Genomic DNA, 21,602 nt, shown 5'->3' with positions numbered 1-21,602 from the left:
AGCGAAAGGCGCTTGCATGACGCGCAACAGCATTCGCCACCTTAGGCTCACTTCCACATCGCTCGCGATTGCCGTGGGCGTGGCGCTGTATCTCGTGCCGGAGCTCGCGTCTTCGACGCCGAGCGGTGCAGCACCCGTTACCGCCGGCCACGACGACCCGGCTCCACAGCGTTTCCAGCTGGCTCAGGCGCAGACTGAGAGCCGAACCGCTGGCGGTAAAGCAGCATCGTCCTTGCCGGGAGGGGCATCGTCGCTGAACGAGACCTATCAGGACTGGAGTGTGGCCTGCGTACAGGATACGAGCGCAAAGCGCTGCGTGCTGTCGCAGGTCCAGGCGCAGCAGAACGGACAACGCCTGCTGGCGATCGAACTGAATGCACCGTCGGCAAACTCTGTGTCGGGCACGCTGGTCCTGCCGTTCGGTCTGGCGCTCGAGCCCGGCGTCACCTTCCAGATCGACGACAAGCCGGCGATGCAGCCCGTGCACTTCCACACTTGCCTCCCGGTCGGATGCCTCGTTTCAGTGACCTTCGACACCCCAACGCTGGTCGCGCTGCGCGCCGGCGCGGCGCTTAGGGTCAAGGCCGTCGCTGTTGGCGGGGCAGCGGCTCCGCTCTCGATCTCCTTGCAAGGTTTCGGTACTGCGCTTGACCGCGTGGCGACGCTGGCGCGCTAGGATAGGCCGAACCCGTAACATGCGTGTGGCCCGTATGCGTGTGGCAAGTGATCTCCTCGAGATTTCGTTCCGCAATCGGTGATCTCGGGTGTCGCTTCGGAAGCGAGGAGGCTTGGTGTTCCCGCGCCGGGCCGACTATTGCGGGGTGCCGCGGGAAGTCCTGCGAATACGGCACTTGGGAAGCTTGGCTCGAGTTCTTCTTGAACGTCTCCAATGACGCAATTGGCGTCATAGCTTCAGGTGTTCGCTGAAAGTCTCAAAGGCGGGGTCACCGGACGCTCACTGTACATCGGTCACTCACGCCACTGATCGCCGTCTCTTTCGGTGGGCTTAACGCCCGGCGCGGGCCTGAAATCCAGCACACGAGCTACGCGATCAGCGCGTCGGTGCCTCGTTGCCAGCAAGTGACGCCAGGCCAACCGCTACTGAACCGTCGGAGATTCCGCAGAAGTAAGATCTCGGTTAATCGGCGCAAGCGACGCAACTTTGCCAAGTTGGACAACCTCGGTCGCCTCACCACGTCCGCGCAGCCAATGCTCGCCCATCGGGATCGTAGAAAAGCTGTCGTCGAGCCTTGAGGCGGTCTCTTTGGAAAGAGCAATACAGGCGGGTGCATCCGGCATCGCCATCTTGCCCACTTCCAGGAGGCGCTGGCTGATGTTCACTGTATCGCCCACGATTGTGTAGTTGACCCGGTCGGACGCGCCGATATTGCCGACAATGACAAGGCCGGTGTGGATGCCGATGCGCACTCGAAGCGGTGGCCGACCTTCCGCCGCTCCCTTGATATTGTCGTTCTCCAGTTCTTCGCGAATGGTTGCGGCCGCGCGGACTGCAGCAGCGGCGTGATCCTCCAGATGATCCGGGGCGCCGAAAAATGCCAGCATGCCGTCGCCGAGAAACTTGTCGACGGCGCCGCCGTTCGCATCAACCGCGCGGCAGAGAATGGCAAAATGGTGGTTGAGAAGCCGCCCTGCAGCGGCAGCATCCATCTGCTCCGACAACGTTGTGAAGCCGGCGATGTCTGTGAACATGACGGTGACGACGGCTTCGCGCGGTTCGGCGATCCCCATCTGTCCGCTACGAACCAGCTTGGAAACAAGGGAGCGTGGCACGTAGGTGGAAAACGCGCGAAGACCCACAAGCATCGCATTGAAGGCAGATGCCTGCTCATCCAGCTCCAGGACCCTGCTGCGCGGCAGCGGCTTTACGTCATCAAGTTCGAAGTTGGCGACGCGCGACGCCTGGCCGGCGATCGCTTGAATTGGACGAGACAGGCGCCGGCCCAACAGCACGGCAACCACGACGGCTGCGACCATTGCGCCGAGTCCCAAGAGAGCGGACCCCATGACCCGTTCGATCTCGTCGCCGATCTGTCCGGCCTCGAAATACGCCCCGATGGTCCAGGGTCGTTCACCGTAACCCGTGATCTTGCGCGTGATGGCGATATAGCTGTCCGTTCCAAGCTTTGAGGCAGACGCGGCCTGGTCGTCGATGCTGATCTCGGCGACCTCGATATCGCGGCCGCGCTTGGCGCTGAATTCCGTCTCCGTCGTCCGCTCGCCGTAGCGCGCAAGCACCGGGTCGCCGAATGCGACAAGTGGCGTCAGCGGCCGCGTGACCGAATTTGGATCGGCTAGGCGAGGGTCTGCCAGGACGGTTCCGTCGCCATCCAGGATGAAGGCATGTGTACCGAAGCGCGACGACAATTCTCGGGTGATTTCCGACAGCTTGCGCAGCTCCACGGCGGCGATCACCCAGCCTCGTGTTTCTCCATCACGCTGAAGCGGGGTCGAGACATTGGCGAACAGGCCGTACTCGTTGGCCACGAATGCGCCCCACTGACGCCCATCGAGCTGACGCCGGCCTTCAAGGGCGGCGCGGACCTGAGGAGATTTCTCGGGAGCAGCCGGAAGATGCCGGATCTCATTGGCGGGAAAGTCGCGCCCGCCACGGGCAGCACCTCTGCATTTCAAGTCGGCGGTGCACACCAGCATCGCATTTGCGCCGGGCGTCGCCGAGAGCGCACCGGCAAGGGCTGCCGACATTTTCGCATCGTCGATCTCAAAATCGCTCTGCGCGTAAAGCTGCGCGACGCCGGCCACCGCATTCTCTGCGCGTCCCATTTCGGCGCGCAGAAGGTCTTCCATTGCATCGACCAGAAGCGTCGACTGAGCGCCGAGCAGATCCAAGGTATTGCGCACGTTAGCGCCTACCGACAACGCCAGAACGCCCCCCACAGACACAAACACCAGCGCGCCGAAGCTCAACGCCATGAGCGCGGCGATCGGGATCCGGCGCCGGTCAGTACTGCGCCGGGCCGCATTTGTTGATGGTTCGAAGGTGCTCATGCACTCAATGTCATCGAGTCCCCCGGATTTGCAAGCCCACCCACCCTGCGGCAAGTTTGCGTCCTCCGCGCCGGTCTTGAGCCGCACATTGGGCTCGGGCTCCGGCAACGCCTGCCCGGCGCACAGCCCCTCGGCAACGGGCAGGCAGTGTCAAGATGGCCGGAGAGCCGGCAGGTAAGGTCCGGCCCAGGCATCCTAACGCTCGGCAGAACCGTTGCAGGCCGCCTCGAAGGCGCTGATCCATAGGGTAGCCGCCTCTGGGCCGTCTGATGCGGACGTTTTCGACCAAACTCCGGTCGCTGTCGTCAGCGTAGCTTTGGTCGTGGCACGATCAAGGGCGTTGCGGAAACCGGGTCGTCAATAATCATGCATGAGAGCCCGAAGACGTCCTCCACCAGCTCCGGGGTTATGATCTTGGCCGGCTCACCCTCGGCGACGATGGCGCCATCGCGCATCGCTATCATATGGGTGGCGTAACGGCAGGCGTGATTGAGGTCGTGAAGCACCGCCACCAACGTTCGGCCACGGTGACGGCTGAGATGCTGGCAGAGATCCAGCAGTTCGATCTGGTGGGCGATATCGAGGAAGGTTGTCGGCTCATCCAACAAAAGGATCGGCGTTTCCTGCGCCAACACCATTCCGATCCAGACACGTTGACGCTGACCGCCGGAGAGTTCGTCCACCGGTCGATCTGCGAGATCGGCGACTCCTGTCAGCTCCATAGCCTCCCATACGGCCGCTTCATCCGCCTTCGACCATTGCCTCAGAAAGGACTGATGTGGATAACGCCCCCGCGACACCAGATCGAAAACCGAAATCCCCTCCGGCGCCACTGATGATTGCGGCAACAGTCCGATCCTGCTCGCCACGGCCTTTGCTGCGTATTTGCCGATCTCCTTGCCATCAAGGACGATCTGCCCCGAACTGGGCGACAGAAGGCGCGCCAGTGCCCGCAGCAAAGTGGACTTGCCACTGGCATTGGGGCCAACGATCACCGTGAACGAGCCATCGGGTATGCCGACCGAAAGGTCGGCGGAGATGATCCGCCGTTCGTATGCCAGCGTGACGGCCCTTGCGTGAAGCCGAGGATTATTGCTCATGACCTTCTGATCTCCCGCAGCAAAAGCCCGACAAAGTAAAGCCCGCCGATGCTGACCGTCATGGTGCCGACCGGCAGCGGGGATGCAAACGCATGTTGAGCCAGCCAGTCGGCCGCAAGCAGCATGAGCCCGCCCACAAGCGCAGACGATGCCAGCGGAACACCGGGCGCATGCGCCAGCCGTCGGGCGATCTGGGGCGCGGCGAGTGCAACGAAGGCTATCGGCCCCGAAACTGCGGTGACGGTTGCCATCAGGGCCACGCCCAGCAACAGGAGGGCAAGGCGTGTGACGCCGGCGGAAACACCGGTGGAAACGGCGAGATCGTCGCCAAGTTCGAGCTGCCGCATTGGGCGGGCCAGAGCAATGGTAAGGGGCATTAACGCAAGGAGAACGGCTGCGACGAGGTTGACATCGGATTGACCGAGGCCGTTCAAAGTCCCCGCCCCCCAAATCGCCGCAGCAAGTGCTGCCGGCAAGTCTGCCTGGCGCATCAGCCAGAGATTGAAAGCGCCGAGCATCGCGGAAACACCGATCCCAACGATGATCAGTCGGAAGCCCTGGATGCCATTCTTCCAGGCAAACGCATAGACAATCATGGCCGTCGCCAAGCCGCCGATGACCGCACCAACCCCCATCTCCTGCGGCCCGCCGCCAAGGATCAGCATCGCGACGAGCGCACCGGAATAGGAGCCGGTGGAAAAACCGATGACGTCAGGGCTGCCCAGCGGATTGCGTGTGAGCGACTGAAAGATGGCGCCGCTGAGGCCGAGAGCCATGCCCAGCAGCAAGGCCAGCAGCACGCGCGGCAGACGCCATTCCACCACGACCATTCGCACGTTCGGCGAAGCCCCGCCCACCAGCGCCGCCCAGATATCGGTAGCGGCCACAGGCAGTCTTCCGCTCGACAGCGACACAAGCATCAACACCAGCGCGAGCCCTACCAGTACCGCAAACAGCATGGCCGCACGCAAATTCAGGCGAAATGAGACCTGCTCGCTCAAGCAGCGAACGGGTCTGACGACCTGTCCAGTGGCTGGATTTCCCGGCGGCCCGCTCACAGGCCGGTCGCCTTTCGGCGGCGCGCAAGCAGGATCAAAACAGGTGCACCGATCAGGGCCGTCAAGATTCCGGCCTCCAGTTCGTCGGGCGCGATCAGCAGGCGACCGGCAACGTCGGCAACCAGGATCAGGATCGCTGAAAACACAGCCGTCAGGATCACGATCCAGCGTTGGTCCGGCCCGCTGAACCAGCGTATAGCATGCGGAACCATCAATCCGAGGAAGCCGACCGGACCGGCCGCCGCCGTCGCGCCACCGGCCAGAAGCGTGACGGCTATTGCCACCCCGACCCTGGTGAGACCGAGGCCGGCACCGAGGGTGCTCGCCAACTCGTCGCCAAGCGCAACCGCATTCAACGGTCGCGCAAGAACAAGCGCCAGCAAATGCCCGGTAGCGATCACCGGAGCGACTGTCGCGACAATATGCATGTCCCGGCCGGCGATCGAACCGATCGACCAGTGACGCATCTGGTCGAAGGCTTGCGGGTTCAGAAGCGTGATCGAAGAGCCAATGCCTGACAGGACCGCGGAAAGCGCGACCCCCGCCAGAACGAGCCGCATCGGCGTCGCACCATCTCGCCCCGAGGCGCCGACAGCATAGACAACCGCCGTCGCGGCAACGGCACCCAGCATGGCAAAGCCGAGATAGGCGTCGATAGTCCTGAGGCCGAGAAGCCCGACGGCCACGATCACGAAAAAGGCGGCACCGGCGTTGACGCCGAGGATGCCGGGGTCGGCAAGAGGATTGCGTGTGGCCGCCTGGATCAGCGCGCCGGAGACACCGAAGGCACTGCCTGCAAGCAGGCCAAGCAGCGTGCGCGGCAAGCGGTAGTCACGGATGATCACGTGCTCGACCGATGTCGGATCAAACCCAAGGAACGCTTGAAGCGCAATCTCGGGCGCGATGGTCCTGACGCCGACGAGCAGGCTCGCGACCATCGCCACGATCAACAGGACCGTGCCGGCAAGGAGGGCAAGTACCTTGCTCCTGCCGCGCGATCGCACCACCCGTTGGGCACGCGTTGTTGCCGGGATGCCGAGCGTCACGCCCATGCTCATACCCGTGCCTGTCCGAGGATCCAGTAGCCGACTGCGGTGATCCGTTGTTTGTCGAAGCCGAGCGCATCGCGAAAATGCTTGCGGCTTTCGCTGACGGACGTCGCTTCGCCGGCGATCCAGATATAGCCGGGGCCATCCGGCAACGGGATGCCGCGCGCAATCTGCTCCAGCCCGCTGGCACGGCCGTGCTTGCCGAAACTGTCGTACCAGGAAACGCTGATATCTGCCTTGGACGTCAACTCCTGGCGGTCGGCCATGTCGGGCAGTTCGACATGCACCTTCGCCGCGATACCTTCGGGAAGTTCCTCAAGGATCCGCGCCGCCGCCGGCAGGCCGGTGATGTCAGAAAGCAGCACGATCCATAGGGCGTCGGATGGAAGGCGATAGCGGCCTTCCGGATTGCAGAGACCGACCACATCGCCCGGTTTTGCCGAGAGCGCCCAGCTCGCGCCGACACCGCCGTCATGCACGACGAGATCGACGACCATTTCGCCGTGGGCAGGATCCCAGCGCCGGATGGTATAGGGCCGGTTCGGGCAGGGCTTGGAGCCATCCGGTCTCCCCCACTTTCCATTGGCAAAGACAGGGAGCGTCACCGGCGTGTCGTCATCCGGGGCGAAGGCCAACCTGATCCACTCGTCCGCATGCCCGGTCTCCACCAGCCGATCTGCCCCGTCCACGTCGAGAACCACCCGGATCATCGAGGGGGTCAAACGTTCGGCCGTGCGAACGCGGGAGAAGAAATAGTCTTCGTGATACATCAGGGCTCCTTGCCGGCGCGGCTGTCAGCCAATTCGATCGCCTGGGCCAGTCGCGGCACCAGACCTGGAAATCCGTAAGGGATGGCGAGAACACTCGGCCAGGAGGCCGACCAGACGGAAACCGGATCTTCAAGCACCACATAGGCGCCCGCTGTGACGGGTCGAAACAGCCGGAACAGCGGCTGGTTCTCCATCGAACCTCTGGCATCGCCTTCGTACCACATGATCAGGACATCGCTTTCGACCGTGTCGAGTTGCTCAAGGCTGATGTCGAGAGAACTTCTGCCCGGGTTTTGCCGGGAAAGCCGTTCTACGCCGGGGGCGATCCGCATGCCGAGGTCGACCAGCCAGTCGACCCGCGTCTCGCCGGGCAAATAGACGACCATTGAACCGGAGCCCGGGAAATAGGTGCCGAAGGTAAAGCTGCGCCCGATCAGGCTCTCATTTTGCCGGGCAAGCCGAGCCAAGAACGATTTCGTCCGATCGATAAGTACCTCGGCCTCCGGCCCTCGGCCGAGCGCCTTGCCGATCTGCCGTGTCTGCTCGCGCCAATCGGCCCGCCACGGTCCGCTCGCGTAGCCGATCGTCGGAGCGATCGTCGAAAGCCGCTCGTAGCTGCGAGCGTCCATGTCTGAAAAGACGTTGACGATCAGATCGGGCGCCAGGCCGAGGATCGTTTCGTAATCGGCCTGCCCGCCGTCGAGCAGGTGCGGCCGAACGGACCCGAGCCTTTCTTCGCACCAGGGGGCGATGCCGCTTTCGAACATGCCGCGACGAACCATGGCGATCGGCGTTTCACCGAAAGCAAGCACGCTGTCCTCGTCGCACCAGCCGACGGTGACTATGCGCTTCGGCGCCGCCGGCACGACTGTCGCGCCGAGCGCATGTTCGACAGTCACGGGAAAGCTTGGCGTTTGCCCCATGGACGCACCCGCCCTTGAGGCCAGCAATGACGCGAAGCCTCCGGCAAGCACGGCGCGACGCGACAGGAAACCGCCTGTCGCGCCACCGATTGCCGATGTCAGCCGTGTTGCCGTCAACGTCGCCCTCCCGTTGCGGCCGGCACGCCTTGCGCCGACGCCACCTTTAGAACTTGAACTTCGTGGAAACGCTGAAGCTGCGCGGCTCACCGTAGAACCCGGTGTCGAAATTACCGAAGCCCGCATAGTACTTCTCGTTCAGGAGGTTCTTCGCATTGAAGGTCAGATCGACCTTCTCGTTGAAGCTGTACCGGGCCATCAGATCCACCAGGAAGACGTTCTTCTGGCTGAGAACAGCGTATTCCGAGGCCGGGCTCCACACCTTGCCATAGATCTCGTCCTGCCAGCGGATGCCGCCGCCAACCGTCAGCTTCTCCCACTCTCCGGGCAGCTGATAGGTGGTGAAGAGCTTGACGACGTTTTCCGGTGCGCTCGTCTGGATGAAGGAATAGACCCGGTCGCCGTCGGCCTTGCGGGCATGGGCGTATGTGTAGCCCGCATAGACGTTCCAGCCAGGCAGCACCTCGCCGGACGCCTCCAGTTCAAACCCCTTCGTCGTCACCCCGTCGGCGGCGGTGTAGTAGGGATCGCCCGTCACGGGATCGGTCCCGGCCTGTTCGCCGACGTTGTCCTGCCTGGTCAGAAAGACGGCAGCGGTCGTGTTCAAGGCACCGTCGAAGAACGCCCCCTTCACGCCGGCTTCGTAGCTATTGCCCATTTCGGGATCGAGATAGGCACCTGCAACATCCTGGCTTTTTTGCGGTTTGAAAATGCTCGTGTAGCTTGCATAAACTGAATAGCTGTCAGTCAGATCATAGACGACGCCGAGATAGGGCGTGAGTTCGCCCTTGACCGAGTAGGCCGCCGCGCCTGCCCACGTTCCGCTGGCATTGTCGTACGTGCCATAGTCGTTCGTGTCCCACCAGCTTATGCGGCTTCCAGCGATGACGGAGAGCTCATCGGTCGGCTTCAGGCGAATGGCGGCATAGGCGCCGTACTGGGTCGTCTTCGTTTGATATTTGCCGACGAGATCGAACCCCGGCTCCTGCGTCTTGCCGTCCCAATCGAAGAAGTTGGGCACGTTCGGGTCATAACCGACGCCGCCATAGCCGTACCAGGGACCTTTGTCGGAAGTGCGCGATGCCGTGGCGCCGATCATCAGATCATGGTCCCGGCCAAACAGCTCGATCGGACCGGAAGCCCTGACATCGGCGGTGTTTTGAACGACATTGCCGCCGTAACGCCCGACATACTGGAAGACACCGGCACCCGTCACCGGATCTGGCCAACCGCCGCCGGCCGACCCGAGCACGCTGTCATGACCGTTGCGACGATGGTTGAGCGTCACATCCAGGTTCCAGCCGTTGTCGAACTCGTGCACGAGCGTTGCAAAATAGTTGTTTGCATAGGTGTTGCGGCGGCTCCACTCCGTGGCCGGATTCTTGGAGACATCCCAATCGGTACGCGAGCCGTCGCTGTAGAACATCGGCAGGCCCGTCCAGCTCGACCCGCGCGGAAGATTGCGCTGGTAGTCGGCACCGACGGTCAGTGTCGTATCATCTGTGATGTCGGCTTCGAGCACACCGTAGAGCGTGAACTTGCGTTTCTCGTAGTGATCCAGATAGGACTTGCCGTCTTCGTAGGCGCCGGCGAAGCGTCCACGCAGGGAGCCATCTGCAGTCAGCGGACCGGAGACGTCCATCTCCGAACGATACGTATCCCAGGAACCGGCAGTCCCTGTCAGCGAGGCCTGGAACGTGTCGGTCGGCTTCTTGCGCACCAGATTGACGGCGGCGCCGGGGCTCCCTGCCCCCTGCAGCAAGCCGTTGGCGCCCTTCACGATTTCGACCCGGTCGTAGATCGTCATGTCGGCGTTGCTCAGGCCATAATCGTAAACCCCGTCGGTCTTGGCGAGCACGCCGTCATACTGAAACTCGGTCAGGGCGAAACCGCGCGCAAAGAATTCGGTACGGTCACTGTCGTAACGCTGGATGCTGATACCCGTGGCGCTGCCGAGGGCATCGGCAATCGTCGTTGCCTGTCGATCATCAAGCAACTGCCGGGTGACAACGGTCACCGACTGCGGCGTTTCCCTGATCGACAACGGCAGGCCCGCCGCGGTCGCCATCTCACCTGTTGTATATGAACCGGTCCCTTCGGTTGCAGCGCCCAGGCCGCTTACCTCGATCTTCTGCAGAGCCGTGGCCCCGTCTGGGGTGACGGCGCCTTCACCCGAGCTGGTGCGACGCGGGTCCGAGATGGTCACCGTGTTGGTGCCGGTGAAGCGGTAGACCAGGCCGGTGCCGGAAAGAAGCCTGGCAAGAGCGGCATCGGTGGTAAAGCTGCCCGAAAGTCCAGCACTGCGCAGTCCACGTACGACGTCCGCCGGATACAGCATTTGCAGGCCGGCAGCATCTCCAAAGCGCATGATCGCCGCGTCAAGCGGGCCTGCGGGGATGCTGAAACCGGCAGCGGCGGGCCGTATGCTCTTCGGTGTCGTCTGTTGGGCATATGCCGGCGTGATGGCAACGGATGCCATCAGCGCGCATGCCAGCCCCGAAACAACGACCCCCGTACCCCATGCGGCACGTTCCCTCGATCCTCTCGCCATACCCTGACGTCACTCCATTCCTGCAAATAATTCAAAGGCCTCAAGGGCACTCGTCTCAAAGACGGATCTCGGCGTGAGCCTCCTCACCCCTGAAGTTGAATATATTTGTCAGGAATATTTCTTTTTGCTCTCCAGCCTTCAGGCTGCGCGCAAAAGCACCAGGTAATCGGTCAGGCGGAGGACCCGGACGGGCAAGGCCGCGCTAAGTGCACCGAGCACGCCGTCCGGATTGGCAATCTCGAATATCCCGCTAACGCGAAGATTATCGAGCTCGCTGTCGACGATGCGGATGGTGCCGGCGCGATAGCGATTAACGTCGGCGATAACCTGCCGCAACGGCCGGTCCTTGAAGATAAGCTTGCCGCGCCGCCAAGCCGTCTCGCTCTGAACATCGACATCGCCGACGTCGCCGAGACCGGTTTCGCCGTAGGAGACGTTTTGACCGACCTGAAGGATCGCGGAAGAGTGGTCCGGTGCCATCACGGAAACGGCGCTCTCCTCGACCGAGACGGTTACCGTGTCCGACCATCGATGCACGACAAAACGCGTTCCAAGCGCGGTTGTCGTGCCGGCCCCCGCCTCGACTATGAACGGACGCCGCGCATCTTTCGCGACATCGAAGAACGCTCGGCCACGCAACAGCTGCACGGAGCGCCTGCTCTCGATGAAGTCCACGGCAATCGCCGTGTCCGCGTCAAGGCTCACTCTTGATCCGTCTGCCAGTGCAAGCTCTCGTAGTTCCGCGGTCCCTGTCTCATAATCGCTCAGCAGAAAATCAGGCAAACCGTTCAGCCCGACATAGCCTGCGACCCCGAGCATGGCAGCGCCGCCTGCCAAAAAGCTGCGGCGGCCAAAGGCTGCGGAACGACTGGCAATCGGCAGCCCGCGCTGCCCCCTGGGATCGCCAATAATGTCCAGATCGGACCAGATGCCCGCAAGCTTCTCATACTCCTTGCGGTGCGACGGTGACGCAGCCACCCATGTCGCGTGCGCCGATCGCTCGGCGGCCGTCGCCTCACCGGAGGTCAGGCGGACGAACCAGGCGAGCGCCTCGTCTTTCGGTTGTTCTTTCGAGGGATCCCTGGCTTCTGCCATCACCAACACCGGCTCTTTGCATGGACAGGAACGCCACGATGAAGTTTCCTGCTATCAACGGTCGCTATATAGACGGATTTCGCGTGTGAGTACCTCACCCCTCGTTTCATTTGCATCCGCCTCAATCCAGCAAACCGTCGAGCCGATCACGGCAGGTGGCCAGCGCCTTCATGATCAACTTCTCCACGGCGCTGCGTGTAATGCCGAGTTCGGCGGCGATTTCTGAATGGCTGAGACCATCGAACTTGTGCATCAGAAAGACTTCGCGCTGACGCGCAGGCAGATCTGCAACGACGCGCTCCAGAGCCGTGAGGCGCTGGCGATAGTCGATCACCCGATCGACAGATACCTCCCCCGACCCGACGTCGGGAAATTCAATCGGAGATATGTGGCGCTCTTGCGCGTTACGGCGACGCACATGGTCAACCGCAACATTGTTTGCCATTCGAAACAGATAGGCCTGCGGGTTTTGGATCGGTGTGTCTGACGGCATATTGCGGACCCGCAGATAGGTATCCTGGATCACGTCATCAGCATCTGCCCGCCCCTTGAAACGCTGGGCGACATGCCGGACGAGATCGCCGTAGCTTTCCGTCAGCACCTGCAGGATCGTCTTCTTAGGGTTGGGGGGCATCCGCGATGGAACCGTTAAACTGCAAGGCCTGATACAGCGCCGAGCTCACCCCCGCCTGTGAGCGCGTCTTAAAGAAGATAAACTTGAGTTTCAATATCATATTATAGCTTCGTTATGCAGCATGCTTACCTCGGCCCAAGCAACGACCTGACTGCGCCAGTCACCTCATGAGTTTGGCTAGGCGCAAGTCGGCGTACGGCTCCCGCAAGACGATGAGCCGAATTCTTGTGTGCATCGACGGGATCCGCGACCGCAGGCGACCTCCCACGGTCGCGATAGTGCTCGGGATTGACGAATGTAACGGTCAGCGGCGCTTGCGCACCTGCTGCGGCGAAGAGAATGACGGTGATCGCGAGTGACGGGATGTTTTCCGGTGCGCATGACATGCTCCATTTCATCATCATATTTGTAATTCACCTCTCAAATTTTCTTGACATTTCAATCAAAAATGCCGGAACTAAAGATAACAACAAATTCTTGGAGTTCGTGTCATGCTGGCCATTGTCGCCGATGATCTGACAGGCGCCCTGGATGCAGCTGCTCCATTTGCCAGCAGAGGCCTTCATACGGAGATTGCGCTCACCGTCGGGGCGATCGCTGCGGCCCTGAGCGAGAACCCGCAGGTAATTTCAATCAATGTTGCTTCGCGAGAACTAGACCTCGCAGGCGCGCAGAGCGCAACGACGGCGGCGCTCGCCGCATTGCCGCCTGGCACACGCCTGTTCAAGAAGGTCGACTCGCGCCTCAAGGGCCACATTGCCGCCGAGCTCGACGTCACCCCTTATCGCTCGGCGCTGATGGCACCGGCCATTCCGGATTTCGGGCGGATAGTGAATGACGGCCATGTGCAGGGGTTCGGCGTCGACAGGCCGATATCGATTGCGGAGAAGCTCGGCAGGCACGTGGGCCAAATCACTGTGCCCGATGTCGCGACCTTAGAAGATATGAACGGCTGGCTGCTTGCATCGCAGGAGCAAGGCGTGGATCTGCTCATCGGCGCGCGCGGACTGGCGGAGGCACTCGCGCACCAAACGAGCGGCGGGGCCGATCCGCGCGCTGCGGAGGTCCCGCCAGGCCCCGGACTTTTCGTCATCGGCTCGCGAGACCCGATTACCCTGGCGCAGATCGAGGAGTTGCGGGCCACGCGCAAGCCGCGCTACATGCCCGCACCAAATGGCCGGCTGACCGATGCGACCGCAGATGAGAGCCTGATAACGCTGGTACAGGCGGTTCCCGGGAGTGCACCGACGAGTTCGCAGGACGTATCGCGTCTTCTGGCAGAAAGCGTATTTCCAGCGCTGACCAGGGCCGCTTCCACCTTGCTTCTTTCCGGCGGCGCTACCGCCGAAGCCGTGCTAGAGAAAATGGGGATCACCCGTTTCAGACTGGTTGGTGAGTGCCTGCCCGGACTGGGCTTGGCCCACGCGGACGGCCGTTGCATCATTGCCAAGTCCGGGGGATTCGGCCAACCGGGAACGTTGAGGGAGATTGCGGACAGGATCCTCCGCAGTATGGGATGACAGATGGGACTGGAGAACGGAACGACACGCAAGAGCCTGGCCGACTTCGCCTTCGAACGGATGCACCGCGCGATCAAGTCCGGCGCATATCAGCCCGATGAGCGCTTGCCGACCGAGCACGAACTGGCGGCGGAATTCGAAGTGTCGCGTCCGGTCATCCGCGAGGCGCTTCAACGCCTGCGGGACCAGGGCTTGATCTATTCGCGCCGGGGCGCCGGCAGTTTCGTGCGCGCCCTTGGCATGAAAGAGCCGCTCGGCTTCGGACAGTTGGAGAATGTTGCGGATCTCTTGAACTGCTACGAGTTCCGGCTGACCGTCGAACCGGCCGCAGCCGCGGCCGCAGCCGCCCGCCACGATACCGCAAGCCTTGGCGCCATTCGTCAGGCGCTCGAATTGATGCGGGATGCCACCAATCGCCAGTCGCACCGCGAGGACGCAGACTTCCAGTTTCATTTGGCGATCGCGCGCGCGGCCCGCAACAGCTACTTCTCGACCGCGATGGAAGCACTCAAGGACCATATTGCCGTCGGCATGAAATTTCACGGCGCATCGGTCAAGCGCGAGGCGGCCGGCCTTACCCGTGTTTTTGCCGAACATGAGGCAATCGCCGAAGCGATCGCCTCAGGCGATGGCACGAGGGCAAAGCAACTGATGCTTGATCACCTGACCGGCTCGCGTGAGCGCCTCTTTCAGGCGACCAGATAGGCCGGACGATCTGGAAGTCATGACCTCCACCAGAGATGGAGGTTTACCTTGCATACAAAGAAAAATGCCTCGGCCAACAGCCGAGGCATTTTTGTCGGGAAGCGCGAATACCGATCCGACCGGCTAGAAGGCTGCCTTATAGACCGACAGCACATCCTCAACGGTCATATCGACCGGATTGTTGTCCATCAGGCGGCGGTTTGCATGCGCTTCACTCGCGTAGAGAGGCAGATCATCCGCAGCCGCACCATGAGCGGCAAGCGACATCTCGATGCCCAGGTTCCTGCAGAAACCCTGCGCCGCGCTCAAAAGCTCGGTTTCGGACAGTGCGCCGCCGAAGCCGAGCGCAAGCGCGACCTCATCCGTCTTCTTTGCCGCAACAGGCTGGTTGAAGGCGAGCACGTGGGGAAAGATGATGGCGTTGGCGAGCCCGTGCGGCAAACCGAGCCGGGTGCCGAGAGGATAGGCAATGGCGTGTCCAGCGGCCGTGTTGACGGGGCCAAGGCAGATGCCACCGTAGTAGGATGCGAGCATCAGGCCTTCCCGCGCCTCGGTATCGGAGCCGTCCCTGACCGCCCGCGCCAGATACTTGCCGACGAGACGGAAGCCCATGCGCGCGAACCCGTCGATCATCGGATGCGCCCGCTTGTTGGTGAAAGCCTCGACACAATGAGCCATAGCGTCGACGCCGGTCGCTGCCGTGACCGCCGGCGGCACCGAATAGGTCAACTCGGGATCGAGAACGGCAAAGTCCGCGATCATGTGCGGGCTTTCCACGGCGACCTTGTTGCCCTTTGCCGGGTCGGTGATCAACGAGCGAATACCCGCCTCGGAACCTGTTCCCGCCGTTGTCGCGACCTGAACCAGGCGTGTGCGGCGACCCGCGACACGGTTCGGCCCCGCGACGTCGCCGAGCGTCTGATCCGAATCCCAGAGCACGGCAGCCAGCTTTGCCACGTCGAGCACCGAACCGCCGCCGAGCCCGACGATCAGGTCCGGCTTGCACCTCCGCGCCGCCTCAATCGCCGCCTCCAGCGTCGCGATATCCGGTTCGCCCGGAATTGCATCAAACACGGTAACGCGGCCGGAAAGCTTCAGCCGATCGACAAATCCGGCGGTTATCGGCGTTGCTATCACGAGCGTGGACTGCACATCTGCCGCCCAGGCGCCGACCTCGCCGATGAGGCCGGCCCCGACCGCCAGGCGGCGGGGTTGATGAAGGGTGATTTGAGCGATGGTCATGGCTTGGTCATCCTTGCTTGGCGCGGCCGTTGACGAGCTTGCGCGCATAGGCGATGGCGGAGTTCATATTGCCGTGGTTGGCGATCCCCTTTCCGGCGATGTCGAAGGCCGTCCCGTGGTCGACGGACGTGCGGTCGATCGGCAGATCCACCGAGACGTTCACCGCCGTGTCGAAGGCAACAAGCTTGATGGGGATGTGTCCCTGATCGTGGTACTGGGCAACAATCAGATCGAATGCGCCGGAATAGGCGCGGTAAAATACCGTGTCGGCCGAAATGGGCCCCTGGACGTCGATCCCTTCCGCACGTGCAGCTGCGACCGCAGGCGCGATCTGGTCGTCATCCTCGGTGCCGAAGAGGCCGTTCTCGCCACAATGCGGATTAATGCCGGCGACCGCGATTTTCGGCGCGGCGTAGCCGATGCGCTTCAGATGCGCGTCGCCGGCCCTGATCGTCGCCAGTACCCTTTCGGTCGTCGCTCGCCTGATGGCCTCCTGCAGCGAGACATGGGTCGAGATATGGATGACCTTCAACCGTTCGGAAGCGAGCAGCATATAGGCCGCCTTCGAACCGGTCAGGCTGCGCAGCATGCCGGTATGGCCATCATAGTGATGGCCGGCAAGGTTCAGTGCTTCCTTGTTGATCGGGGCGGTGACGATGCAGCCGATCGCGCCGGCTTCGGCATCCCGTACCGCTTTCTCGATGAATCGGAAGGCGGCATCGCCGGCCACCGCGCTCAACTGCCCCCAGGGAAGCGGCGCGCCCTCGATCGGCAGATCGACGACGAAAGGCGCAAGATCGATATCGATGCCGAGTGCGGATCGAGCCGTTTCGAGCGTGGTCAGATTGCCGTAGATCCGCGTCTGATCCCGATCTGCAGGCGACATTTCAGCCAAGGCGCGGACCGCGATCTCAGGCCCGACCCCGCATGGGTCACCCATGGTTATTCCGATGATATTGCTCATGAAACACTCCGTCGAGCCGCGCTGTCCCAGCCGGGAGCCAGGCGGACATATTTGATCGCACGCCGATGATAGGTGTAGGCGAGATGCATGGTGCCATCAGGACCCTCGAGCAGCCACGGGTAGGACATTTCCTGGTTGCGGCCGTCGGTTGAATCGTTGGACAGGCAGGTGCCTGGACCATCTTCGACGACCTGGCGCATGGCAAAGGAACGCCCCTCGTCCTCGGAGAGGCAGAGCGCGACGGGTGCTCGCGGCACCCCCCACACAGGAACGCACCCTCCGGTTGGATCCGCATCCGGCCGGTTATCCTCCTCGCCCAGTTCGTCGTAGAGCGAAGCGCGTCGGTCGGTCGACGACAGCGCATTGATGGGATTGCAGATCATGGCGATCCGGCCGTCGCGAAGGCGGGCGGCGGCAAGCGATGAATTGTTGTTCGCCACATCCGTGGCGTGAGGTACGGACCAGGTCCGCCCACCGTCGCTGCTGTCGCTGCGGTAGACGAAATCGGCCTGCCGGCGCCGAAAGAAAGAAACAAGCCGATCCTCTCCGAGAGCCACGGGCGACATGTGCACACAACCAGTGGACTGGTCGATGTCATCAAGCCGCCAGGTCTCGCCGCCATCGACCGACACACCCACGGCCGCGGTATCGTGGCTACCATTCCATTTCTGGCCGGGGCGCTGCACGCAGCGGAAAATTGGCAACAGCCATGCTCCGTCATCGCGAATGATGATGGGCGCACGCACGAAGCAACCACGCGGAAGATCGAGATAACGACCTTGCGTGGCGACGAGCCTGTGCGGATCCAACGGGTCGCGCTGCACCTCGGCCATGCGGATGCGGCATTCATCCTGATTGCCCGAAGGCTGGGAGGTATGAAAAAGCCAAAGTCTGCCGTCCGGCGCGGAAAACAACACCGGATTCTGCTCAGAGTGCGAAGGATCGTCACTCAGGCGCTGGGGCGGACCCCAGTTCGCAGAGCCTTCCACCAGCACCGATGCGAAGATGGAGATATCCGACTTGCCCTCGAGCGTTCCACCGAACCAGGCGCACACGAGTGCGCCCTCATCGAGCAGATGCAGGAAAGCCGCATGATTCTGGATCATTGGCGAAGGCAACAAGGCTTCGTCGCGCCCCTTGGACACGGATTGAAGCACGCCGGTCATGTTGCGAGCGATTTCATCGGGATGCATTTGGTCCTCCAGTCAGGTTTGAAAATCGCTAAATTTTCCAAGTTGTCAAGTTTATTAATGTCACTTTTATGAGTTATGATTTATGCGATTATTTGCCAACTGATTGATATAATTGCTTTAATATTGATATATATCTTTGCACTAAAAATTACATGACGAAACGATTTGACAACATTACCAAAAAGATGGATGGTCGAGCCAACCTGGAACGAGGATGCCGGGGACGGAGGAATTTCATGCACAGCACCAACAGCCGCCATCAGGCTACGACGGCCGTCGTCTTTGCAGCGGGAGCAGCTACGCTTGCCGCGTCGGATGCCGTGATCGTACGGGCGCTGAGCGGCGCCGTGCACCCTTTCGTCATCGGATTTTTCCGCGCTTTTTTCGGTGCGCTGATCCTTCTGCCCTGGATCGCACTGCGTCCATCCGTTCTACGCACGACCCATCCGATGCGTCAGCACGCCTTGCGCGCCGCTTTCAAACTGCTGGCGATGATCGCGCTGTTTGCCGCCTTTAGCTGGGGGCCGCTCGCCGATGTTACCGCCATCGCCTTCACATCTCCGATCTTCGTCGTCCTTGGCGCAGCGCTAACATTGGGCGAGCGACCCGGCCCGGCGATGATCGCGGCCGTCGCCCTCGGCTTTGCCGGCGCCATGCTGGTGATCGGACCGTCGGGAACTGGCTTCACGCTGGCAATCCTGCTGGCGTTGACGGGCGCGGTGCTTCAATCGGCAATCCAGCTGATCCTGAAGTCCATGTCGAAGGGTGACGCGACGTCGACACTGGTCGTGTGGAACCTTCTCTTGACCGTACCGATCGCCCTGCTGTTCGCCCTCCCCTTTTTCACCATGCCTGGTCCGAGGGAAATGGGGCTTCTGGCGCTTCAGGGCGTGGTCGGCACCGCCTGCATGGCGCTGATGACGCACGCCTTTTCGTTGGCGCCGGCAACGGTCGTGGCGCCGGTGGACTTCCTGCGCCTGCCGCTCGTCGCCTTCGGTGGATTTGCCCTGTTCGGCGAAACCGTCGCCCTGACCACCATCGGCGGAGGCGCGCTCATATGCTGCGCCGCCTTGATTGCCGCGCGTTCCGGAAAATTCGGATCCGCTGCCAAATAGAACTGAACCAGACTTTCTAGGGAGGAGAATGCAATGAAGAAAACGCTTATCCTGGGTGCGCTCCTGTTGGGCTCCACCATATCGCCCGTCTTTGCCGCATCGGGGCCGATCAAGATCGTGCTTGCGGAGGAAGCCGATCTGCTTGAGCCGTGCATGGCGACCCGCTCGAACATCGGTCGCGTCATCATGCAGAACGTCAGCGAGACCCTGACCGAACTCGACGTTCGCGGCGGCAAGGGCGTGCTGCCACGTCTTGCGGAGAAGTGGGAACAGAACGAAGACGGCAGCTGGCGTTTCCACCTTCGCCAGGGCGTGAAATTCTCTGACGGCACGACCTTCGACGCCAAGGACGTCAAGCATAGTTTCGACCGCATCATGAGCGACAAGAATGCCTGCGAGTCGCGCCGCTACTTTGGCGGCATGACGGTCACCGCTAATGTCGTCGACGATCACACGATCGACTTCAGCGCCGATCCGGTTCAGCCGATCCTTCCACTCTTGATGTCACTCGTCACGATCGTGCCGGAGGAAACACCGCTCGAATTCATCCGCGAGCCGATCGGCACCGGTCCTTACAAACTGACGAACTGGACGCCGGGCCAGCAGATCGTGCTGACGGAACGCGACGACTATTGGGGCCAGAAGCCGCAGGTTACCGAAGCAACCTACCTGTTCCGTGCAGACCCGTCCGTGCGTGCAGCTATGGTTCAGGCCGGCGAGGCCGATCTTTCACCCTCCATCTCGCAGCTCGACGCGACAAACCCCAAGACCGACTTCTCCTATCTCGACAGCGAGACCGTGTACCTGCGCATCGACCACAATATCGAGCCGATGAACGACGTGCGCGTCCGCCGTGCCCTCAACATGGCTATCGACCGTCAGGCGTTCCTCGGCACCCTGGTTCCAGACAGCGCGCTGCTCGCCACGGCCATCGTGCCGCCACCGACGCTCGGCTGGAATCCTGATGTCAAGGTCTTCCCGTACGATCCGGAAGGCGCGAAAAAACTGCTGGAGGAAGCCAAGGCGGAAGGTGTGAAGGTCGAGACACCGATCACCATCATCGCGCGCTCGGCAAACTTCCCGAACGTGACGGAGATCATGGAAGCCATCCAGGCGCAATTGCAGGAAGTCGGCTTTAAGATCGATCTGAAGTTCGTCGAGGTCGCAGAGCATGAAGGCTACTATTCCAAGCCGTTCAAGGAAGGTCGCGGACCGCAGCTCGTCGCAGCCATGCACGACAACTCCAAGGGCGACCCGTCCTTCTCTATGTTCTTCAAGTACGCGACCGAGGGTACGCAGTCAGGCTTCTCCGACCGCAAGGTCGACGATCTGATCAAGCGCGCGTCGGCCGCCACTGGCGACGAACGGGCCAAGCTCTGGTCGGAAACCATCGCTTATGTGCATGATGAAGTGGTAGCCGACGTGCTGCTCTTCCACATGGTCGGCTTCTCGCGCGTTTCTGAACGCCTGGACTTCAAGCCCACCATGGCGACCAACTCGATGCTCCAGCTTTCGGAGATCAGCATCAAGTGAACTGTTCTGGCGGTCAGTAGGAGACCGCCAGTGACGGACGCAATCAAGGCGGCGGGACGATCTCGCCGCCTCTGCAATCCAGGGGCACAATGATGAGCTTCATTCGTAAACGCGCCGTGGCCAGCCTGGTTTCGCTGGTCGGCCTGATCGTGATGGTCTTTTTCCTCTCGCGTCTGACAGGAGATCCTGCCGCGCTCTTCCTGCCCGTCGAAGCCTCGGCGGAAATGAAGCAGCAATTTCGCGAGATCCACGGCCTCAACGATCCGCTCATGGTTCAGTTTGCCCGCTATGTCGGCGACGTCGTCACCGGTGATTTCGGTGAATCCCTTCGCAAGGCGCGCCCGGCACTGGACGTGGTCCTGGAGGCTTTCGTGTGGACGCTCTGGCTTGCCGCCATCACCATGTCCCTGGTGACCGGCGCTGCCATCGTCGTCGGCTCGCTGGCCGCCTTCCGCGCCGGCGGCTTTTTCGACCGCCTCTCTTCCGTCATCTCGCTGATCGGTGCCGCCGTACCGGACTTCTGGCTCGCCATTGTCGCGATCGTCGTCTTCTCGGTAAACCTTGCCTGGCTTCCCACGTCCGGCACGGGCTCACTGCTGCACTGGATCCTGCCGATCGGCGTTCTGTTCGTCCGCCCGTTCGGCATCATCGTGCAGGTGGTGCGCGGTTCGATGATATCAGCGCTTTCATCGGCTTACGTGAAGACCGCCCGCGCCAAGGGCGTGAAGTCAGGGCCGATCATCTTCCTGCACGCGCTGCGCAACGCCATGCTTCCCGTCATCACCGTCATCGGCGACCAGGCGGCCAGCCTCTTGAACGGCGCGGTTATCGTCGAAACCATTTTCGGCTTTCCCGGTGTCGGCAAGCTGATGATCGATTCCATCCTGCAGCGTGACTTCAATGTGGTGCTGGCCGCCATTCTCGTCACCGCGCTCGCGATCTTCGTCATGAACCTGCTGATCGACCTTGCCTACGCGCTGCTCGATCCCCGCATCCGTCATTGAAG

At 61.9% G+C, this 21,602-nt stretch carries 18 protein-coding genes; 6 read left to right on the top strand and 12 right to left on the bottom strand.

Annotation, left to right across the window (positions count from 1 at the left end; genetic code table 11):
• Positions 1–16: 16 nt before the first annotated feature.
• Positions 17–676 carry an invasion associated locus B family protein gene (locus AC1Q80_RS27135; protein WP_173422386.1) on the top strand — a complete coding sequence of 220 codons (660 nt, stop codon included), beginning with the start codon at positions 17–19 and terminating at the stop codon, positions 674–676.
• 422 nt (positions 677–1,098) lie between these two features.
• Here the strand turns inward: AC1Q80_RS27135 and AC1Q80_RS27130 are convergent, their stop codons facing one another.
• The 9 genes from AC1Q80_RS27130 to AC1Q80_RS27090 all read right to left on the bottom strand — a co-directional run bounded on the left by AC1Q80_RS27130 (position 1,099) and on the right by AC1Q80_RS27090 (position 12,291).
• The gene (locus tag AC1Q80_RS27130; protein ID WP_492362439.1) at positions 1,099–3,027 is read right to left on the bottom strand and encodes an adenylate/guanylate cyclase domain-containing protein; all 1,929 of its coding nucleotides are present in this window, start codon (positions 3,025–3,027) and stop codon (positions 1,099–1,101) included.
• Between the two features lie 305 nt (positions 3,028–3,332).
• Positions 3,333–4,127 carry an ABC transporter ATP-binding protein gene (locus tag AC1Q80_RS27125; RefSeq protein ID WP_492362438.1) on the bottom strand — a complete coding sequence of 265 codons (795 nt, stop codon included), beginning with the start codon at positions 4,125–4,127 and terminating at the stop codon, positions 3,333–3,335.
• Entirely contained in the window at positions 4,124–5,086 is a 963-nt protein-coding gene (locus AC1Q80_RS27120; RefSeq protein ID WP_492362437.1) for a FecCD family ABC transporter permease, read from the bottom strand. The genes AC1Q80_RS27125 and AC1Q80_RS27120 overlap by 4 nt, the downstream gene beginning before the upstream one ends.
• Positions 5,087–5,181: 95 nt before the next feature.
• Positions 5,182–6,243: an iron chelate uptake ABC transporter family permease subunit gene (locus AC1Q80_RS27115; RefSeq protein ID WP_492362436.1), complete on the bottom strand. Its 1,062-nt coding sequence runs from the start codon at positions 6,241–6,243 to the stop codon at positions 5,182–5,184.
• Entirely contained in the window at positions 6,240–7,004 is a 765-nt protein-coding gene (locus AC1Q80_RS27110) for a siderophore-interacting protein (protein ID WP_492362435.1), read from the bottom strand. Before AC1Q80_RS27110 ends, AC1Q80_RS27115 begins: the two co-directional genes overlap by 4 nt.
• Positions 7,004–8,044, bottom strand: coding sequence for an iron-siderophore ABC transporter substrate-binding protein (locus AC1Q80_RS27105; RefSeq protein ID WP_492362434.1), 1,041 nt, complete (start codon positions 8,042–8,044; stop codon positions 7,004–7,006). Before AC1Q80_RS27105 ends, AC1Q80_RS27110 begins: the two co-directional genes overlap by 1 nt.
• A gap of 46 nt (positions 8,045–8,090) precedes the next feature.
• The gene (locus AC1Q80_RS27100) at positions 8,091–10,523 is read right to left on the bottom strand and encodes a TonB-dependent siderophore receptor (protein ID WP_492362433.1); all 2,433 of its coding nucleotides are present in this window, start codon (positions 10,521–10,523) and stop codon (positions 8,091–8,093) included.
• A gap of 210 nt (positions 10,524–10,733) precedes the next feature.
• Positions 10,734–11,690: a FecR family protein gene (locus AC1Q80_RS27095; RefSeq protein WP_173422392.1), complete on the bottom strand. Its 957-nt coding sequence runs from the start codon at positions 11,688–11,690 to the stop codon at positions 10,734–10,736.
• A 121-nt stretch (positions 11,691–11,811) separates the two neighbouring features.
• Positions 11,812–12,291, bottom strand: coding sequence for an RNA polymerase sigma factor (locus tag AC1Q80_RS27090; RefSeq protein ID WP_492362432.1), 480 nt, complete (start codon positions 12,289–12,291; stop codon positions 11,812–11,814).
• A 524-nt stretch (positions 12,292–12,815) separates the two neighbouring features.
• On the opposite strand from AC1Q80_RS27090, the gene AC1Q80_RS27085 reads away from it, so the two are divergent.
• On the top strand, positions 12,816–13,844 hold the full coding sequence (locus AC1Q80_RS27085) for a four-carbon acid sugar kinase family protein (protein WP_492362431.1): 1,029 nt from the start codon (positions 12,816–12,818) through the stop codon (positions 13,842–13,844).
• A gap of 3 nt (positions 13,845–13,847) precedes the next feature.
• The gene (locus AC1Q80_RS27080) at positions 13,848–14,549 is read left to right on the top strand and encodes a FadR/GntR family transcriptional regulator (RefSeq protein ID WP_173422395.1); all 702 of its coding nucleotides are present in this window, start codon (positions 13,848–13,850) and stop codon (positions 14,547–14,549) included.
• 123 nt (positions 14,550–14,672) lie between these two features.
• On the opposite strand, the gene AC1Q80_RS27075 is transcribed toward AC1Q80_RS27080, so the two are convergent.
• From AC1Q80_RS27075 to AC1Q80_RS27065, 3 genes are read right to left on the bottom strand one after another with little or no spacing between them, the layout of a single operon-like run.
• A complete protein-coding gene (locus AC1Q80_RS27075) occupies positions 14,673–15,791 on the bottom strand; it encodes an iron-containing alcohol dehydrogenase (protein ID WP_173422396.1) in 1,119 nt (372 codons plus the stop codon).
• Positions 15,792–15,798: 7 nt separating this feature from the next.
• Positions 15,799–16,755, bottom strand: coding sequence for a 4-hydroxythreonine-4-phosphate dehydrogenase PdxA (pdxA, locus tag AC1Q80_RS27070; protein WP_492362430.1), 957 nt, complete (start codon positions 16,753–16,755; stop codon positions 15,799–15,801).
• The gene (locus tag AC1Q80_RS27065) at positions 16,752–17,948 is read right to left on the bottom strand and encodes a sialidase family protein (protein WP_173422398.1); all 1,197 of its coding nucleotides are present in this window, start codon (positions 17,946–17,948) and stop codon (positions 16,752–16,754) included. The genes pdxA and AC1Q80_RS27065 overlap by 4 nt, the downstream gene beginning before the upstream one ends.
• Before the next feature lie 236 nt (positions 17,949–18,184).
• Here AC1Q80_RS27065 and AC1Q80_RS27060 point away from each other — a divergent pair, with 236 nt between their 5' ends.
• The 3 genes from AC1Q80_RS27060 to AC1Q80_RS27050 all read left to right on the top strand — a co-directional run bounded on the left by AC1Q80_RS27060 (position 18,185) and on the right by AC1Q80_RS27050 (position 21,600).
• Positions 18,185–19,063: a DMT family transporter gene (locus AC1Q80_RS27060; protein ID WP_492362429.1), complete on the top strand. Its 879-nt coding sequence runs from the start codon at positions 18,185–18,187 to the stop codon at positions 19,061–19,063.
• A 33-nt stretch (positions 19,064–19,096) separates the two neighbouring features.
• Positions 19,097–20,596: an ABC transporter substrate-binding protein gene (locus tag AC1Q80_RS27055; RefSeq protein WP_492362428.1), complete on the top strand. Its 1,500-nt coding sequence runs from the start codon at positions 19,097–19,099 to the stop codon at positions 20,594–20,596.
• Between the two features lie 89 nt (positions 20,597–20,685).
• Positions 20,686–21,600: an ABC transporter permease gene (locus tag AC1Q80_RS27050; protein ID WP_492362427.1), complete on the top strand. Its 915-nt coding sequence runs from the start codon at positions 20,686–20,688 to the stop codon at positions 21,598–21,600.
• Positions 21,601–21,602 lie beyond the last annotated feature (2 nt).

This window comes from Ensifer sp. GW823-FHT05D09, assembly GCF_058795755.1.
Note: the sequence above shows the minus strand (reverse complement) of the source record. Positions and strands in the feature narration are given on the sequence as shown.

Coding starts and splice junctions, on each gene's coding strand:
- AC1Q80_RS27120 (WP_492362437.1), bottom strand. CDS start 5,086: ATGCTGTTTGCGGTACTGGTAGGGCTCGCGCTGGTGTTGATGCTTGTG.
- pdxA (WP_492362430.1), bottom strand. CDS start 16,755: ATGAGCAATATCATCGGAATAACCATGGGTGACCCATGCGGGGTCGGG.
- AC1Q80_RS27110 (WP_492362435.1), bottom strand. CDS start 7,004: ATGTATCACGAAGACTATTTCTTCTCCCGCGTTCGCACGGCCGAACGT.
- AC1Q80_RS27055 (WP_492362428.1), top strand. CDS start 19,097: ATGAAGAAAACGCTTATCCTGGGTGCGCTCCTGTTGGGCTCCACCATA.
- AC1Q80_RS27135 (WP_173422386.1), top strand. CDS start 17: ATGACGCGCAACAGCATTCGCCACCTTAGGCTCACTTCCACATCGCTC.
- AC1Q80_RS27130 (WP_492362439.1), bottom strand. CDS start 3,027: ATGAGCACCTTCGAACCATCAACAAATGCGGCCCGGCGCAGTACTGAC.
- AC1Q80_RS27065 (WP_173422398.1), bottom strand. CDS start 17,948: ATGCATCCCGATGAAATCGCTCGCAACATGACCGGCGTGCTTCAATCC.
- AC1Q80_RS27095 (WP_173422392.1), bottom strand. CDS start 11,690: ATGGCAGAAGCCAGGGATCCCTCGAAAGAACAACCGAAAGACGAGGCG.
- AC1Q80_RS27125 (WP_492362438.1), bottom strand. CDS start 4,127: ATGAGCAATAATCCTCGGCTTCACGCAAGGGCCGTCACGCTGGCATAC.
- AC1Q80_RS27050 (WP_492362427.1), top strand. CDS start 20,686: ATGATGAGCTTCATTCGTAAACGCGCCGTGGCCAGCCTGGTTTCGCTG.
- AC1Q80_RS27085 (WP_492362431.1), top strand. CDS start 12,816: ATGCTGGCCATTGTCGCCGATGATCTGACAGGCGCCCTGGATGCAGCT.
- AC1Q80_RS27075 (WP_173422396.1), bottom strand. CDS start 15,791: ATGACCATCGCTCAAATCACCCTTCATCAACCCCGCCGCCTGGCGGTC.
- AC1Q80_RS27060 (WP_492362429.1), top strand. CDS start 18,185: ATGCACAGCACCAACAGCCGCCATCAGGCTACGACGGCCGTCGTCTTT.
- AC1Q80_RS27080 (WP_173422395.1), top strand. CDS start 13,848: ATGGGACTGGAGAACGGAACGACACGCAAGAGCCTGGCCGACTTCGCC.
- AC1Q80_RS27115 (WP_492362436.1), bottom strand. CDS start 6,243: ATGAGCATGGGCGTGACGCTCGGCATCCCGGCAACAACGCGTGCCCAA.
- AC1Q80_RS27100 (WP_492362433.1), bottom strand. CDS start 10,523: ATGGCATCCGTTGCCATCACGCCGGCATATGCCCAACAGACGACACCG.